Source organism: Deltaproteobacteria bacterium (assembly GCA_016874735.1).
Lineage (GTDB): Bacteria > Bdellovibrionota_B > Oligoflexia > Oligoflexales > CAIYRB01 > CAIYRB01.
The window spans coordinates 1-17,850 of the sequence record VGTI01000064.1 but is presented as its reverse complement, the minus strand read 5'-3'; the positions used below and the strand labels follow the sequence as shown (position 1 = coordinate 17,850).

Annotated in this window: 10 protein-coding genes; 5 read left to right on the top strand and 5 right to left on the bottom strand. The window is 53.0% G+C overall.

Annotated elements, in window-relative coordinates; translation table 11 throughout:
• Window positions 1-187: 187 nt before the first annotated feature.
• Window positions 188-418 carry a hypothetical protein gene (locus FJ146_16950; GenBank protein MBM4253657.1) on the top strand — a complete coding sequence of 77 codons (231 nt, stop codon included), beginning with the start codon at window positions 188-190 and terminating at the stop codon, window positions 416-418.
• Window positions 408-722 (top strand): helix-turn-helix domain-containing protein, encoded by a 315-nt coding sequence (locus tag FJ146_16945; GenBank protein MBM4253656.1) that lies wholly within the window; start codon window positions 408-410, stop codon window positions 720-722. The genes FJ146_16950 and FJ146_16945 overlap by 11 nt, the downstream gene beginning before the upstream one ends.
• A gap of 58 nt (window positions 723-780) precedes the next feature.
• On the opposite strand, the gene FJ146_16940 is transcribed toward FJ146_16945, so the two are convergent.
• Together FJ146_16940 and FJ146_16935 are read right to left on the bottom strand one after the other, a co-directional pair.
• The gene (locus FJ146_16940) at window positions 781-4,926 is read right to left on the bottom strand and encodes a hypothetical protein (GenBank protein ID MBM4253655.1); all 4,146 of its coding nucleotides are present in this window, start codon (window positions 4,924-4,926) and stop codon (window positions 781-783) included.
• A 160-nt stretch (window positions 4,927-5,086) separates the two neighbouring features.
• Window positions 5,087-9,868 carry a hypothetical protein gene (locus tag FJ146_16935; GenBank protein MBM4253654.1) on the bottom strand — a complete coding sequence of 1,594 codons (4,782 nt, stop codon included), beginning with the start codon at window positions 9,866-9,868 and terminating at the stop codon, window positions 5,087-5,089.
• Window positions 9,869-10,165: 297 nt separating this feature from the next.
• On the opposite strand from FJ146_16935, the gene FJ146_16930 reads away from it, so the two are divergent.
• Window positions 10,166-11,113 (top strand): hypothetical protein, encoded by a 948-nt coding sequence (locus tag FJ146_16930; GenBank protein ID MBM4253653.1) that lies wholly within the window; start codon window positions 10,166-10,168, stop codon window positions 11,111-11,113.
• Between the two features lie 29 nt (window positions 11,114-11,142).
• Here FJ146_16930 and FJ146_16925 read toward each other — a convergent pair whose 3' ends face one another.
• Together FJ146_16925 and FJ146_16920 are read right to left on the bottom strand one after the other, a co-directional pair.
• Entirely contained in the window at window positions 11,143-12,540 is a 1,398-nt protein-coding gene (locus tag FJ146_16925) for a hypothetical protein (protein ID MBM4253652.1), read from the bottom strand.
• 58 nt (window positions 12,541-12,598) lie between these two features.
• The gene (locus FJ146_16920; GenBank protein MBM4253651.1) at window positions 12,599-13,834 is read right to left on the bottom strand and encodes a CCA tRNA nucleotidyltransferase; all 1,236 of its coding nucleotides are present in this window, start codon (window positions 13,832-13,834) and stop codon (window positions 12,599-12,601) included.
• 485 nt (window positions 13,835-14,319) lie between these two features.
• Here FJ146_16920 and FJ146_16915 point away from each other — a divergent pair, with 485 nt between their 5' ends.
• On the top strand, window positions 14,320-14,976 hold the full coding sequence (locus FJ146_16915) for a hypothetical protein (protein ID MBM4253650.1): 657 nt from the start codon (window positions 14,320-14,322) through the stop codon (window positions 14,974-14,976).
• Here the strand turns inward: FJ146_16915 and FJ146_16910 are convergent.
• Complete coding sequence (locus FJ146_16910; protein ID MBM4253649.1) at window positions 14,973-15,827, bottom strand: hypothetical protein; 855 nt, start codon at window positions 15,825-15,827, stop codon at window positions 14,973-14,975. The genes FJ146_16915 and FJ146_16910 overlap by 4 nt on opposite strands.
• A gap of 239 nt (window positions 15,828-16,066) precedes the next feature.
• On the opposite strand from FJ146_16910, the gene FJ146_16905 reads away from it, so the two are divergent.
• Window positions 16,067-17,692, top strand: coding sequence for a hypothetical protein (locus FJ146_16905; GenBank protein MBM4253648.1), 1,626 nt, complete (start codon window positions 16,067-16,069; stop codon window positions 17,690-17,692).
• Window positions 17,693-17,850: the final 158 nt, after the last annotated feature.

Genomic DNA, 17,850 nt, shown 5'->3' with positions numbered 1-17,850 from the left:
TCCCGACGTGACGGCTAAAGTCCACAATCTTTGATCCGATCATGAAAGAGTAGCGTGGCAATCACGCTGCTCTTTTTGACATACTGCCGCTTACCTTGGACAGCCGTCTTAAATGTGGATAAGAACACTTATATCTCCGCCGTGAACGACGGATTTTTACGGCACTTAGGATAAAAGTCTTGATAGACTGCCTGAGTTTATCCAACAGAAATTTCGGGCTTGGGTAGTGGCAGTCGAGCGGGACGGTATGCAAGCAGTGCGTCGGCTTAAAGGTTTTCATGATGAACCCCTTCGGGGAAATCGAGCCGGTCAACGGTCGGTGAGACTTAACCTAGCGTACCGCGCAATTTATATTGAGGGTCACGATGGGTCTATACTCATCGCAGAGGTGATTGAGGTAAACAAGCATGAGTACTAAGTCAAAAAAACATCATGGCAAGGCGTCGCTTAATAAAAAACTCGGTCCAATGACTTTTGGTAATTTCCTAAGTTCATGGCGCGAGAGTCTTGGTATGACTCAGGTTGCATTCGCTAAGAAACTTGGTATATCAGCGAGTAATCTTTGTGATATTGAGAAAGCTCGTCAGCTTGTCAGCGCAAAAAAGGCTGCTGAGATTGCAGATAAAATTGGGTACTCGCGAACCGTCCTTGTGGAACTAGCGCTTAACGAACAGTTATCGGCCGATGGACTTAGCATGAAGGTTAAAGCCGAGGTTGCTTAGAACTTTTAGACTACTGTCGCTTACCTTGGACAGACGTTTTAATTGTGGATAAGAACACCTAGGGACCGACCGCCATCCAATGCACACAGTCGCACGCATAGCTGCTCCCTGCTACCCATCCAGTCCAGGAGAAAGCGGTGGTGCTCTTCCCGCTCAACCGTATACCAGTGCAGCCGTTATTGTCCCCGCTCTCATCTATCGTCAGAAAAATACGAGGTATCGAAGTGAATGCCGTTGAGAATGTGACCGTCCCCGAGCTCCCAGCGTTGCCAGGAGTGCAGTCGCCAATAGTGCCTGTCTGAATCATGCTAATGGCGCTGCCACCACTACCGATCTTGACGGATCCAGCTACCTCAAGTTTGGCAGCCGGCGCTGTGGTACCGATACCGACGTTGCCAGCATTTCGCCAGGCGTTGATGCCGTCTGAACCCCACGTTGCGCCAGATCCAGCGCCGGCTCCGTTACCAGGTATCCAACAACGATAGCTTGAACTGTTATTTGGCGCCCAAGTACTGCTTTGATTGCTCGTTTCCATTGTCGACATACCGGGTGAAGAGCCACCGTACCAATCGCTATCGCCCGTCCATTCGCGGGCTACAAACCGGTTTGCTAGTCCATTATAGTTGTTTAGAGCGATATATAGTTCCTGAAACATTGGCAGTCTGCCGCCGTATGACGTGTAACAATTCGACGATGCCAAATACCAATTCGCCGCCGTATTTGTTGTGTTTTGTACGCAACCAAGTCGTTTGGAATTGAATTCAATTGATGTAAAGCCCGCGGGACATGCTGCGGAGGAAATCGCAGCTGTCGTCTGTGTAGTGCCATCTGGGAACATAATGCCATCGGTACCAGCAGACCCTCCGATCGCAAGTTTAGCGCCCGGTGCTGTAGTCCCTATCCCGACGTAGCCAGAATTTGTTATCAACATTTTTGTATCTGCATACGAATTGGTCGCAAAACCGATCGCATCTGAGGACAAAAGCTCAAGGCGTCCAATCCAACGGCTTATGTATCCCGTCGAACCGTCGATGCCGTTATCTAATTTGATTTGAGCTTGTTGGCCAGCAACACTACCACCGATATGTAATGAGGATCCTGGACTTGTTGTTCCAATTCCGACGTTGCCACTAGAGCGGTAAACATCGGATCCCGATGTGGTCCAGTTGGAGAAGGGAGCCGTACTCACCCAGGTCGTGCCATTCGAGGTGAGGACGTTACCGTTCGTGCCCGGCGCCACGGCTTGGACTGGGCTGGTACCGTTACCTAAAATGACATTGTTTAGAGCCAAAGAGGTCGACCCGGTACCACCGTTGGCCACGTTTAGAGTGCCTGAGGATATAAGCCCGGCACTCAAAGGCGGTAAATCGGCGGGCAGTAGGCTAGTGCCCGCCGTGACACGACCGTAAGCATCGGTTGTGACTTTGGCGTAGTTGCCTGCTGTGCCTGTGGTAGCAAGACTCACTGTGGCCGTGCCACTTGCAGTAGCGACGGCGATACCAGTGCCTTGTGCGACGTTAGTCACTTTGTTGCTAAATGCCGTGTAGTCGGTGTTGGATAGCAGACCTGCCGTGACCCCGGCGGTCGATGCCATCGGGATGTTGAGGGTATGAGCGTTCGCTGACGACGACCACGTTGGTGCTGCCCCTGAGGTGCCAGGGACTGCGAAAGTCTGTGTGCTGCCGGTCTGGCCATTCAGAGAACTTAGGCTCGCACCAGACACTCCAAGTGCCACCGCAGCAGCACCGTCCCAGTATTTAATTTGGTTTGAGGTCGAGTTAAACCAGGTTTTACCTTTGTCTGCTGCTAGGAGACCGGCAGGGTCGGAGGCATTGGCACTGAGGGCCAAAGTCTTAGAGTCGGCCATCTGAATGTTGCCGGAGTTGGTGATGTCAAACGCACCAAGGTTTAGGCCCCCGCTCAGCGAATCACCGGCGCTGTTGACTGGAGTGTAGCCCAGCGACGTAGTAATTTGGCCCGCGCTAAGTGTCGGGATATCTGCAGCAGCGAGTGAGGTGCCCGACGTAACGCGACCTTTGACGTCATAGGTAACTTTGGTCGCGGTGCCTGCAAGTGCCACACTAGCCAGACTGACGGTACCCGTACCACTGGTGTACCCCGTCAGCGATGCATCGCCATCGAGCTGCGTGATGCTTGGTGGGAGGGCCGTGCTCTGCCAAGTGGTGCCATTCGAGGTGAGGACGTTACCGTTTGTCCCTGGTGCTACGGCTTGGACGGGGCTGTTGCCGTTACCTAAAATCACATTGTTTAGAGCCAAAGAGGTCGACCCGGTACCACCGTTGGCCACGTTTAGAGTGCCTGAGGTTATAAGCCCGGCACTCAAAGGCGGTAAATCTGATGGAAGTAGGCTAGCACCAGCCGTGACACGTCCGTAAGCATCGGTTGTGACTTTGGCGTAGTTGCCTGCTGTGCCTGTGGTAGCAAGGCTCACTGTGGCCGTGCCACTTGCAGTAGCGACGGCGATACCAGTGCCTTGTGCGACGTTAGTCACTTTGTTGCTAAATGCCGCGTAGTCGGTGTTGGAGAGTAAACCTGCCGTGACCGCGGCGGCTGATGCCATCGGGATGTTGAGGGTATGAGCGTTCGCTGACGACGACCACGTTGGTGCTGTCCCTGAGGTGCCAGGGACTGCGAAAGTCTGTGTGTTGCCGGTCTGGCCATTCAGAGAACTAAGGCCTGATCCTGCCACCCCTAGGGTAACAGCCGCGACTCCATCCCAGTATTTGATTAAGTTGGTGTCCTTGTTGAACCAAGTCTTGCCCTTGTCAGGGGAACTAGCTCCGCTGCTGTTTAGGCTTCCGATCATAGTCAATTCTGTGGTGTTGTCGAAAACCCCAAGTCCCAACGTTTTAGCCTGAGCCAAAGTCACGTTACCAACGTTGGTGAGATCGTTGCCAACTCCCCAAGGACCCGTGAGGGCAACGGACCCATCCTTTTTGAGGAGAGTTGCGGCCTTGGTATCAATTCCATTATCAACACTAGTATCAACATAGGCTTTGGTCGCGGCATCGCTGGCAGCCGACGGTGCAGCGAGACCAGTAAGGGCCTGGCCGCCCATGCTGAGCGATCCGCTCATGGTGTCGCCGGCACGGTTGAGGGGCGTATAACCAAGCGCATTCTGTTTGGCGTTGAAAGTTGCCCAGTCAGTTGACGCCAGGTATCCATGCTTCGAACCATCGGCTTGCTGTAAGCTGATTTCACCAGTTATAGGCGAGTAACCGATGGGTGCAAGGCCTGTCATACTGGATCTCGCACGGGCGTCGCTGAAGTACTGCGCTGTCCCAGATTCCGGGACGTTCGCCGTGTTTAATGCCTGCCAGGTTTTGTCTCCGCGCAGGTACTGAAACATCGTTCCAGAACTGATCGTGTCTTGTTTAGCTGAAAGCGCTGCTGAAAGTCCTGCGATCTTTTCAGGGTTGATCGCTGCCGCTGCTGAGATGTCCGCGTCGACGATAGCGGTTGAGTTTGAGGCGCTGGTAATCCGTCCCTGCTGATCGACGACTATGTTGGCGCGGACGTAGGTCCCGGGGGTCACGGCAGTATCAGCAAGACTGATTGTTCCAGATGTCACGATCTGACCACCGCTAAGGCCTTTGCCAGCTGTGATGGTTCCGCTGCCTGAGGACGTTCCAATCCACGTGACTCCTCCACTGCCGTCACTCGCCAAGATGCTCCCTGCGGCGGCCGTGTCGCTGCCCTTAATGCCGAGCCTGCCATTTATCTCGCTGAACTTTAACGATTTACCGTCGACGGGGACGCGCATCGCCAGTGGGACGTAGTTAAACTTCTGGCGCGGATAAGTTTTTCCCTCGGCTACGATTTCGATATAGACGGTGGACGTGCCGTCGCCAAAGATGTCTTGCACCTGTAGGGCCGAAAACGAAAAACTGATTGAGAACATGCCTTCGGTCAGGGCGACATTTGGAAAGGAGAAAACCTCGCCTCTTTGAGTGCCCGAGATTTCCGCATCCCAGAACGTGGCAGTAATCGTCGGCGCTCCTGCCATGGGAGCGCCATTTTGCGTGGTGAGTCTTCCCGCGTAAGACATCGGTAACGTAGTGGTATCCGCGGCATATGCGGCCTGAGAAATTCCGGTTAAGCATCCGAAACTGATGATAAATAAACACCAAACGGCTACATGATCAGCCGTAACCAGGCGTGAGTTTTGCGAAATTGACCGCATGAAAGATGCCTCTCCGTCAGTCCACGAGGCGTCCCTACTTCCCTGAAAACGCCTTCGTCATAAGCTTCAGTGAGCTTTAGACGTTTTTGTTAAGTATTGGCAAAACGGGCGGTTAGATTGTGTGATTAGCGGGCGTAATGAACCAAAGGCAAGCGATAAATCACCTGTCATCCTGATTGCATAGGGGAGCATCTTTGACCTGCTGACAGAATAGCGTCTTCAAAGCAGCTGTTTCCGCTTTCAACGCTTCTAACTCTTGCTCAGCAATTTCTGCACGGGCTTTAAGATTGCGAATCTCAGAGTCTTTTTGTTGGCTCTCAGTGTTTAGTTGCTGCACGGATTTTACGAGGACCGGTGTCAGCTTTGCGTAGTCCACTTGCCAAGGTTTAATCTTAGGATCGTCACCACCAACGGTCACTGCCTGAGGGTACACATCGTAGAGCTCCTGAGCGATAAATCCCTGCAGAGTCCTCTTAGAAGGATCATCGATGTAGTTGTAGTCCCGAACCTTAACCTTTGTCAGTAGATCGAGCCCAAGGGAAGTGTCGACGACGTTCTCTTTGAGGCGCTTGTCTGACGTGGTGTTGAAGGCAACCGAAGATGCCGACGACTGATTAATGGACCCAACAAAGGCTCCGTCACCACCACGGTAAAATATCTGGATGTAGCCACCTCCCCATTGAGACCCACCTTGAACTTGAAGGCCGTGCGAGTTTGCCGTGTTGCCTGTGTTGCTGATAAAGGTAGCTGCACCGTTGGCCACACTGCCGGAGACAAAGAGGGGAGTGGATGGATTGGAGTTACCGATACCGACGTTGCCGCCCCACGGATTCAGGACAGTATTGCCGTAACCTTGCTCGATACTAGTGGTGTTACCGGTGAAGGGCTGAATATAAAAGTTTTGACCGTAGCCAGGTCCCTGTTCCCACATATCAACAGTACCGGTCCCAAAGTCGGCACCTCGAATGCGTATCCCTCCCACGTGGTTACTCACTCCCTGAACTAGTTCCAGTTTAGTGGCGGGAGCATTAGTGCCTAGCCCCAGGCTGCCATCCACTCGGGCGTTACCCCAGGAGTAGAGAAGGCCAGACTGTACCGCCGCGTCACCTTGGACTACACTCGGGGTGTAAATATTCTTGCCACCGTAAGCTCGCAGCCATGTCGAGTCCGTCATGTGCCAGCCGCCACCGTATGTCTGGCTATACCACCCCGTATCGCCATAAGTACGGAGCCAGCCACCACCAGAATCCCTGATCACGCCGACGCCTGTGGCAACCTGGGCGCCAGAAAATTCGACGTTACCGCTGGCGCGCGAAGTGACACCGTTGATCGTGGTATCACCGGTAGCAAGATTGATGGTGAACGGTCGTATGCTATTCCATGTGCCGTATGGATCCCCAGCAGCGGTGAGCAGCATGAAGTAGTTGGTGCCGTCATTGCGGTTGATGAGTCCATAGTTACCATACACAAAACGAGACTGCCCGGCACCGCCACCACTCATGGTGCCGATGATTTCTCCCGTCGATCGAATAGCACCGTCCACATCAAGCTTCGTGCCCGGTGAGTTAACTCCAATGCCAACGTTGCCATTGGAGTCCATCACCGACTTCAACGCCGAACCTACGTACCATTTGAAACCTCCGCCGGTATTGAACCACATATGACTGTTCTCAATACCAAGCGAGTAGTCCGATGCACTCACACTTCCAGGAGTACCCCAGAGTTGCAGTTTTTGACCTACACTGCCCGCGCCAGGCGCTGCTACGCCCGCACTGCCCATAAATATTCTGCCACCACCGGCTATGTTGACACTGCCCGCAACATCGAGCTTTTCGGTTGGAGCTTCGGAGCCAATTCCGACGTTGCCGCCGCCTGTATTTAGTGCAAGATTAGCCCATGCGCCTAGATTGCCGGTGTGACCACCAATCTGAGCCACCCCGTTTAGTTCGCCCATTATGACGTTGCCAGATGAGAATCCGAAGGCACCGCCGCCTTTCCAGTTGGTGCCCGTCGCATAGCCACGGACGGCAACCATCTGACTATCCGCTGCACCTGATCCGGATTGCAACAAGTGGCCTGGGTTGTTCGTTCCGATCCCCAAGTTGCCGTTGGTATCGAGTCTCAATTTTTCGTTACCACCAATGAACCAGGCAAATCGACTGCCTGCTGGAACCATCGCTTCCAACTGGAAAGGCGAAATTCCGAAACCGAAATGCGCGCCTGAACTTTCGTATAGCTTTAACTTCGGATTAGCACCTGCTGCGGCGCTGTAGGTACCACCCAATGACAAGCTCAACGGAGTTGCACTCGCAGAGTCGATAAGATTTCCTAGTTGCAAGGTATTGACCGGCGCCGTTGTTCCAATCCCGACATTCCCGTTCCCCAGTATCGTCATCTTTGTTGTCGGTGCAGCATCTGAGGCTCCGCTCGCCCCAGGACCAGACGTTTTAAATTCAATCGATGAGGTTCCTGTACCCGTTGCAACACCAGAGGCTAACGTCAAATTACCGCCGTTATAATTACTGCCGCCACTAATCGCTCCGCCTGCCTGAAGTGTTAAACCTCCTCCATTGGTGCCGGCGCCTGAATTACGATCAACTTGGATCGTCCGTGCAATGGAGCCACCAAAACTCAGATCGGCACTTGGAGACGCAGTGCCAACCCCGAGTTTTCCCGAAGCCACGTAGGAATCACCTCCGGAGGTTGCCCAGTAGCCTCCGGCATTTGGCCACGATGTGATACAGTTGGTGCCATTTAGACATAGGGAACCTGCGACGTCTAGCCTGCCGGCAGGGTTGGTGGTGCCAATACCGACATTGCCATTTGCGGTGACTCGCATCCGCTCCGCATTTCCTGTGCTATTGTCGCTGGTGGTCACAAAAATCAGATTGGTGCCTCGCGCTGTCGTAGTGAAAGCTTGGCTGCTAACGGCCCCCAACCAAGCACCGCGCACGTAAGCGTTCCCATCCCAACCATAAAACCCGGTGTAACCAAGCTCGCTACCACTGGCAACGGCTGCAGTGGCATCGCCTGTTACGCCTCTCTTAAAAAAATTGAGGCTGCGCGCATATGGATTGTCTGCTTCATTGACCACACTGATCAGACCGTTGACCTCAAATTGGGATGTCGGCGCCGTGGTGCCAATCCCTACATTTCCCGACGCGGTTAGCGAGGTGAAAGCACCAGAGTTTGGTGTCCCCGCACCAATAGCCCCAGGAGACATCCAGTCAGTGGCACCTGCAGTGCTTAATGTCTTCACACTCGCCCCGTCCCAGTACTTCAGTAGGTTGCTCGTGCTGTTGTACCAAAACTTACCTTGGTCAGCGGGTCCACTTAACACCGGGTCGGACGTATGATGGCTGAATCCCATTAATTTCGAGCCAGACATCAGAATGTTGCCAACGTTAGTCAGATTGTTCGAGGTGAGGTCCAGGGGGCCGTTTACTGTATCCCCAGCTTTGTTAACTGGCATAAATCCAAGACTGGTTTGCTTAGCGTTAAACTGAACCCAATCAGCAGCGCTAAGGTATCCACCGCCTGTTGCGGACGCTTGGGCAATCGAAATGTCACCTGTCGTATTGCTGTAGCTTATCGGTGCGGAAGCAGTAAAAGCCTCTTTTGCACGGGCTACAGTGAAGTACTGCTTGGTACCCTCAGCCACGACATCTGTGTTGAGTGTCTGCCAAGTTTTGTCGCCACGCCAGTACTGAAAATTGGTACCCGCAGCAATGGCAGTTTCCTTGGCGTTGAGTGCCGTGGTGAGTCCACTGATCTTGCTCTGAGCGACGTTGGCCGAACCGTCAATGTCAGCGTCCGTTATGGGCGCTCCATTGGCAGCTGAAACGATTCGCCCCTTTTGGTCGACTGTGAAATTGGCACGGTTATAATTTCCGGGAGAGACATTTGTATCGGCTAAAGTGATGGTGCCCGAATTGGTGATCGGTCCGCCCGCAAGCCCTTCACCCGTGCCAATAGAGATGGAGTTGTGCCCCGCTGGGGTGCTCCAAGAAGCCAATCCATCGGCATCGCTCGTCAGCACCTTACCAGGTCCAGGCGACCCACCTTGAATTTTCACTTGGCCAACGATATCAAGTTTTGCACCGGGAGACGTGCTGCCGATTCCCACGTTACCGCTCGCTAACATGAGTTGATTATCGCCCACACTTAGGCCGTCAGCAGGCAAGCTAAGTCTGCCGGTCATCGTGTCGCCGCTTTTTGCTAACTTTGGGGCACCGCCATCTGTGGTGCCGATGGTCACCGTGCCCCCCGCGTTGGATAAGCTAATGCCGGTGCCAGCGCTCATGAGTTGCATCAGCGACTTCGGCGTCCACTGGCCGCCATCAAAACTCAACAGCTGACCAGTCGCCGGGACTGTCGTCGCTATATTTTGACTCCGTAGCGTCGTGACTACAGGAGTCTCCCATGCAAATTTACCAGCACTGTCCACCGTGAGGAACGTATTACTACCCGGCCTAATAGGGAGGTTTGCAGCTAATTTCCCGTCACTGCGAAAGGCTAGTGTTGCGTTGTCTACAGGCACTCTGATAGCGAGTGGAACATAGCTGAACTCCTGCCTCGGGTAACTTTTACCAGCTGCCGTGATCTCTACAAACACCGGCTCGCTACCGTCCGCAAATATTCTCTCAATTTGGTCACCTGTCACTGGAATGCGGAGCTGCAATACCCCCTGCGTCAAGATAACGGCCTTGTACTCAAAGGTTTCGGCAAGTTGGGTGCCACCGACGGCATCGCTCCAAAACCGCAGCTCGGCATCAACAGCTCCTTCGAGTGGCGCCCCACCACTGTCAGTGAGCCGCGCTGCGTATGTCAAAGGGTAAGTGGCGACTTGGGCAAGCGTTCGTCCTGTGAAAGAAAGCACGCCTAGCGCGCTGGCTAAAGCCAGCATGAAAAATATATGGCGCGTGTTGACGATGAGGCGCAATCTTGGTGCTCCTTCTGAACCCCACGAGTTGACCCCATCTGATTCGGAATATCTTGCCGAAACTTTAGTATAAAAATCGGGTTATGTAGGGGATTGAAAAGCCTCAGTTAATGCCCCGGCCCGCCGCACCAACATCGGTACGACGGCTAGACTGTCAAAAAGATCGACAGCAGTTCGATGCCAGCTATGCCGCCAAGCTTCAACACCAAGCCGCTATTAAGGTTTTTAAAAAACTACTAAATTTTTTCCAGAAATTGCCGATAAGCTTGATAATTCTGAGTATGTAGAGGACTCACCATGCACAAAGCCCACAACGCGGGTCTAAACGATCTTAAGTCTTGGCGCCGAATCCAATGCGCGAAGTGCTCAATCCTTACGACACTACTGGCTGGTGTGGTGAATACTACGAGCTGCAACAGTTCCAATTTTGCCTCCGGCTCAGCTCCCGCCGAGGCAGGTGGGAAAGAGAAGACACTAGCGGTCTCTAAATCCGGCGAAAGTCGTATCACCGGCGCCGCAGCCAACGCCAGCTCCTTCAGCACAGTGTCTAGCGCGGGCAAGCTCGCCGTTATCGTGGTTGACGCTACTTCAAATGAGCCGATCGAAGGAGCCCTAGTGGCCGTAGACGGCGCCGCGAGTGGCACCAAAACAGACAGTGAGGGACACGCGGCCATTGCCTACGAGGCAGGTAACTCCCATGTGACCGTCACAGCTAAAAACTACACGGAAGATAGCCGCCAGCTTGTGGCGGAGACCGCAACTTTGATCGTACATCTGAGTCCACCGCTGAAGTCTGATCAGGCCCGCATCATACTGAGCTGGAATGCCACGCCCAAAGACTTGGATGGGCACCTCTACATCCAGCCCAAAAGAGGCTCTGACGAGCACATCTATTACATCAATAAAAAGAGCCCCCAAGCCAACATGGACTACGACTCGAAAGCAGGATTTGGTCCGGAGACCATGACGATCACCAAGTTAGTCCCGGGCAGCTACACCTACCGCGTTTCAGACTTTACCAACTGTTCCGCCATGAATGTACAAATGAGCCGTGAGGCATTGTCGGGGCAAAGCGGCGCCCGAGTGCGCTTTCTTGTTGGCTCTGATCACCGCGACATCGATGTGCCACCAGGACAGTCCGGCCGCGTATGGTCAGTCCTAACCTTCGATGTCGACGATAAATTAAACGTGAAGTTGAGGATCGAGAACCTTTTCGCCGATAATTGCGAAAATTACAAATATTGATGACAAAAAATCCGGTCATAAACCTTAGTTTAACTGACGCGCCGCAGATCCCAGTTGCCATAGTTTTCTGGTATCTCGATGGAAATTAAAAGTTGATCATCGTCCATTTGTGCTTGGTTCAGGGCGAAACTAGGGTCGTCCGTAATTTGGTGGATCATGGCGATCAGATCTTTTTGCCGCATGCGCGAGCCTTTGGGTAAAGCACCATCTGTACCGATCACGACTGTGTATGAGTGGTTTCCACTCAACGCATATTGCACAGGTATGATTTCGAGAGAGCCAGTAAATCCAACCAGATTGCCGCGGCTCATCATGATTTGTGCAACTCTGTTATCGATTAGGGTATAGCAGGGCACATGGCCGGCTGAGTAGTAAGTCAAGCTCTTGCGTGACAAAACCAACACACCAAGAGTCGATGTATGGGGCTTGTTCTTACCTAGTGTGAGCAAGGTCCTATTAACTGCGTGAAGCCAGTCAATAACGTTAAATTCGGTATCCGACAAAGATTGCGCCCATAGTGATTGTAGGGCGTGAACTACAAGCGCAGCACCGATCCCCTTACCTGTTACGTCTGCAACCACAAATACAGTATCGCCGTTGGCTAAGACTCGCACGGCCATCCAGTCGCCGCCGAGGGGATGAAACTTTTTCTGGAAAAATCTGGCTGTCGCACCAAATGGGGTTCTAATGGATTCTGGTGGTGTTAGGCTGTCTTGGATCTCCTTGGCGAGGGACAGTTGTTGCTCCATGATCTCCACGCGCAAACGCTCAGTCTGTAGAAGCTGATTACGGGCTCGATACTCGGCCAGAATCTCGCGGCGAACGCGATAGATGCGCGAGTAGAGAATTCCAGCTGCCACTACCGTGTAAGCAAGGACCAGTAACAGCGGATCCCAAAAAGTGCCGCCGTCATGTAAATCCATAAACGCAAAGTAACCAAGCGATAGATTGGCTGGAAGGATCAATAAGATCCTTGAATCTGCGTAGGGAAACATGGTGGTGAGAAAGACGAGGTTCCCCATCAAGAACGACGACACCATAATCAAAGGCGCCATGGTGGTAGGCGACTTCAGATGCACATGGACACTGCTCGCTGATCCGGTCAGTAGAATGACTGCAATCGTCGCTACGATATGTCGCTGATCAATTGACTGTAAGCGCTTGCTTAAGGCAAAACCTATACTTATCAGCAGCAGAGTGCCATATGTAACCAGTTCAATGGGTCTTTGAGGCATCGGTGAATGGATATAAATCGCGATAAATGCGCCAGTCAGCACGTACATCAGGACTTTGTTTACAGATCGAAAATAGGTAAGTTGCTGCGACGCAAGCCAATGCGCGATAAACTCCCGCTCCTCAGGTGTGTGATGCCTGAGAGAGCAAGTGAGAAAATCGAAGGCCTTGACGATGCGTGAGCGCAGGTTCAAAGAGGTTCCCTTTCTTTACAGGGAACCTATCGGTAGGAAAGTCAAAAGGTTGACTTGATCAAGTTGACGCGATCAACTGGAGTCCCTCGTCCTTGGTCTGCCAAAGGCCGTTATAATAGGCTCGCTTAAGGCGCGTAAGTTGTCGGCCGAGCTCAGGTCCTTCAGTAAGATTTAGGTGTTTACCCAAGTCACGCCCGTTAATGGGCAACACTGCCTTGCGCCTGTGTCCGTATTGGTTCTCTGCCGCACAGATTTCATCCAACATTTGTTTACATTCAGCAAATGCATCGAGCACAGGCGCAAAAACAGCGGTGAGACTCCCCTGCCCCGCCACATGCTCACAACTATCCACAAATATGAGTTTATCTGCAATGTCTTTGACCTGTGTCCCAATGAGCACCTCGCGCGCCGTTGCGAAAAATACGAGGACGCGCGTATCGGTGCGCGAAAGACGCATACGCTCGCCAATAGCTTGAAGACGTTTGGCATCATGGACGCCATCTGCAAGGCAAAGACCTGCCAGAACACCGATGGCGGGCAGCACGGGAGTCTGCCATGCCTGCAGATCCCTGGCTGGGGGCAGCCTCACGGGTGTGACCTCCGGTAAGATCACCGCAAACACACCAGCAGCCACCATGGCATCAAGTGCCGCGTCCAGAGTCTTCCCGCTACACATCTTGATCCACTCCTGCGTGATGCGCTCCTGGCTGATACGCCTCAGGCCCTCTTTGCCTTCACCCACGGCACGAAGCGTTGCCGCATCCGGCCTAAACCCTAGCGTCGCCCAGAAGCGAAACAGCCTGAGGATGCGCAGATAATCCTCACTAATTCGTGTCCGTGGATCTCCAACAAAGCGCAAGATTCCCTGGCTCAGGTCAGCCTGCCCCCCCACGAAGTCGTCAATCTTGCCGGCACTATCCTCGAAGAGGGCGTTGATAGTGAAGTCGCGACGTGCGGCATCGTCGGCAAAGCTAGATCCGAACTGGACTTCGGCCCTCCTCCCATCTGTTGCGACGTCTTTTCGCAACGTCGTGATCTCGATGGGCCCAGACGGCATCACCAGGGTGACGGTGCCATGGTCGACCCCTGTAGGGATCGTGCTCAGCTTTTCTGCTCGAAAATGCGCCATCACAACATCAGGTGTGGCGGTCGTGGCCAAATCGTAATCATACGGGACTTTGCCTAAAATACGGTCCCGCACACACCCGCCGGCCAATCGGGTGGTAAATCCTGCGCGCTCCAGGCTCTGCATCGCCTTCACGGCATCTCGGTAGCGGCGATCGGTGGCAGTCATTGGGGGTCTTGGTTCCTTGGTTGGCTTTTTGTTTCAGGCTGACGGCGCGTTCAAAAATCCCGGGATTGGGACCGCCCCCAGTGTGAGCGTCTTCTTGTCGGATTCCTAGTTCATTTTTTGAGCAGTTGGACCCAATTTAATACCACAACACCAGTAACTACGTTGCTGTGGTATAAACTGTAATCAAACACCACTGAATTTAGCGGTGTTGTTATATCAAAACTTTCTAAAATACCCCGGATTCTTCCCAAAACGTCCAAATCCCCCTATTCTGTAGCTAGGCCGTTCAATTAACAGGTCTATTTTGAACGCCTCGCTAATATCTTATTTAATCAATGAAATCAGTATGTTATAATATGTAAGCCTGGGTTAATTGAACGCTATTGGCGGCGATGTGCCCATGCAACCCAGGCTGCGCATTGGCTGCTCACAAAATAAACAATAAAGCGAAGCAGAAAACTTAAGAACTCGGGAGGAGGGCACCATTGGAACGGATCGGAATCTACTACCGCGTCTCAACAGAAAAGCAGGACCTCGAATCGCAAAAAATCGCCGTCGAGCAATGGCTGAGGGACCTCCCACCTGCCAAAAGGCCTGCCATCGAACCTCTGGTATTCACAGACGAGGGGATCTCAGGAAAAACCTTGAACCGTCCCGGATTCCAGGCCCTCCTAGAGACCGCCTATGCCCGCAAAATAGACACAATAGTGGTATATAAACTGGACCGCTTTAGTCGCGATGCCACCACCGCCATCAACCTTCTCTTAAATTTGGACCAAGCAGGGGTAGCATTTATATCGGTGACCCAGCCCGTACTAAACTTGGGGCACGAGAACCCCTTCCGCCGCACGATGCTGGCCGCCTTCGCCGAGATTGCCGAGATCGAGCGTGAAACCATTGTGGCTCGGGTGAGGGCTGGCCTTGACGCGGCACGCAAGCGCGGCGTCAAGCTAGGCGCTCCGGCCAAAATCTCTGACGAGAAGCAGCAACGTGCCGTCGCCCTTAAGGCTCAAGGCCAATCTTACAAAGCCATTGCCAACACTCTAAATCTGAGTGTCGGCACTGTGCACAAAATGATCAAATTAGCGGAGGGAGAGGGCATCGCGGATGCAGTAGAAAGCGAAAAAAACCTAGAGCTCTAAACTTCAATCTTTGGAGTATAAACAAATTGACCTTGGTCATTGCAGTTAAGTCCTAGGTTTAGCTTGGTCAGGAGCGATCCGTCAGCCGCCTTAAGCGACATGGCGAGACTTGTAGGCTCACACGATCCCCCACGAGACCGAACATCGACGGTGAGGTCACGAGTGGACACAGCGGCGTGCTCCAGAGGACTTTGACGCGCCTCTAGCAGATTAGTGTCAGTGGGTTGAAACTCAAAAGTTGCCACCTTGTTCAGATCCACGGCAGCTGACGGGCTGGTACTGACCTCCGGAGCGCCATCCTCCACCCACTTTTTCAGTACAGCAAGATCGGCATCGGTCACGCGCCCTCGGCCGAACTTAGTCGGCATTTTAGCGGCAAGGGTATCCGTAGTGTCATTGGCGTCTCCGGCACAGTAGTCCTCTGTGGTCACATCCATGCAGCCTACCATGATGGCGGCTAGTTGCTCCTTTGTCGTGACCGTGGGATTAGCTGCGTCACCAAGCGACTCCATAAGTCGGGACCATCCACCCTTGCGGGAGAGAAACGGCCACTCACTGGTATGACAACCAAAGCAGGCGTACTCCTTGCGTCCCAGGATAGGCGCCACCTGGTCATAGCCCGTCATGCCTACGGAGGTACCGACGCTAGGTTTCGCCGCGAGCGATATCCTGATGGTCTGCCACGATGTCTCGACCGGCTGAGCGTCCTGACCAGACGCGGGTTCGGAGATAGGGGAGGGGGCCGGCAGTACTGGACGAGGTCGCGCGCCGCGAGTGGGCTGCCCACAAGATAAACAGAAAAGCGAGGAAGCTAGGGAGACCACAAAGCGGGGGAGTATGCGAGGGTACACTGAGAATACTCCGTGCCAACCGACTGAGCCGGTTCGTTGGTGCCGTAACTAGCACGAGGACTAACTTAACTCTTGTGAGAATGATTCTCAAGATCAAAAAGGCGGTGAGGAATTTAAAAATATCCCACCGAAATTGTTGCAAATTAATGTGTGGCTCTCAGGCGTCGCCGTCGATCGCCGAAATGAGTTCTGATAGCTACATGGGCCACCTGGCCCGTCACCACGAAAGGAAGTGCGTCGTGAAGTCAAGAATTTCCCCCCTCACGGCTGGCGTTTGTCTTACTTTAGCAGTGGCCTTGTCGTCTGCTTGCGGCAAAAAGAGCTCAAGTTCAGATGACAAAGGAGGTAACGGCAACGGGACCGATGGAAGCTATAGCGGGGTGAATCAAAAGACCGACAATGACCTAGTAGTCACCGGGCAACTCGCCATTTCCACCATGGCGCTTACTGACACTCCCAAGGGAGTTCTGGCCTTCACAGCGGTAGCCGGAGAAATCAAAGGGCAACCACAGGTCGTAGATGTCGATTCCAGCGGCAACTTCCGCGTGCCCATTAAGCGTAGTGACGAGGCCATCAAAATTTTGGTCGAAGAAGCTGGTAAGTCGCGTGACCAAAGAAACTGGGAACGGATGTACGAGGCGCTGAGACAGGCGTTTCCTGATATGGCATCAAAAGCCTCCCTCGATGACATAAAACAGAAGCAAGAGAGCGAGATCCAAGAGGGCGTTGGCAAAATGGCTAACGAAAGCAAGAACAATGGCGCCGTGACCATTTTAGTGGCCTACGATAAGACCGGAGACAAGGTATCTGAGGCGGCATCCTTCCGGTTCATCTCACTCCCAACTCCAGAAAATAAACCACTTAGCGCCATCCCAAACGAGCGCCTAAAAGGTGATGTGGGACTGGGTAAGATCACAGGATCATCCCGCGACGTTACTAGTGCAACTAAATCCAAAGACGCGATTGACCTCAGTGATAACGCGATGGAGTCATTGGCCGATGCCGGGCGGGCGATGAAAAACGTCATCAACTCCTACATGAACCAAGCGTGGAAGTCGGAGCCTTTTTACTTCTGGAAGAGCACACAAGGACCAAGCGCTGCTGTCGATCAATTCTCCGATCCAGCTGCCACATCCTATAAAGGCTATGGCTTCTACATTGGTAGCGAAGGGAGTCAAGGCCTGACAAAGGCAGACGTCTGTGGCGGGAAATCTATCACTTTCACACCACCCACCGATATCACAGTGGTGGATGAGTACGGAAACACCTCGTCTAAGACGGCCTACAACAACAGCGCGGCGACTTCATCCCAAAATGATCCTAACGCATGTGTCAACAATGGTGGTTACTACGCTCGCGAAGACAATTACGGTGGCCAAACGTCCTTCATGCTGAACTTCGGCACCGGCGGATCGATCGCTTCGACTGTTAAAGGACTTTGGCGCATGAAAGTCGACGCGACGGAAGTGGCCCGCTATGACTTCGATACGGCATCGCCCGTTGCGGACGGTAAACCATTGGTACCAGTGGCGAGCGCTAAGTTTACGACCAGTGGTGGTCTCATCACTGGTGTTGAGGTGCAGCTTTATCGTTGGAACGGCAGCAGCTACGTCAAGATCGACGACCTGTCTGGATTTAAACGCCTAGTTTCGACCTTTAAGGCTGGGTTCTCAAAAACGAGTGGTGGTGATTTCGAAACCACGCTCAAAATCGGTGAGGACAATAAGATCACTGGCGTATTTAACGGGAACGAGAAGGATGAAAAGAATAGCGTACTTAATCCGCCATTCACACTAAGTGAGGCTAGAGCTCTCGTTGTTTACTACGTGATTGGTAATGCGAGTTACCGTCTTGAATTGCGCTAATCTCCATTTCTAAAAGCGCTCACAATTTTTCTCTCCCACTAAACAAAGCCGACTCTGCTGAGTCGGCTTTTTTACTGGCAATGTTCTTGAGTTGTGCCTCGACTTCTTGTAAGGCTACCGCTCTAACCAGGAGGTTGCCGCCATGTTGCGGCGTGTCA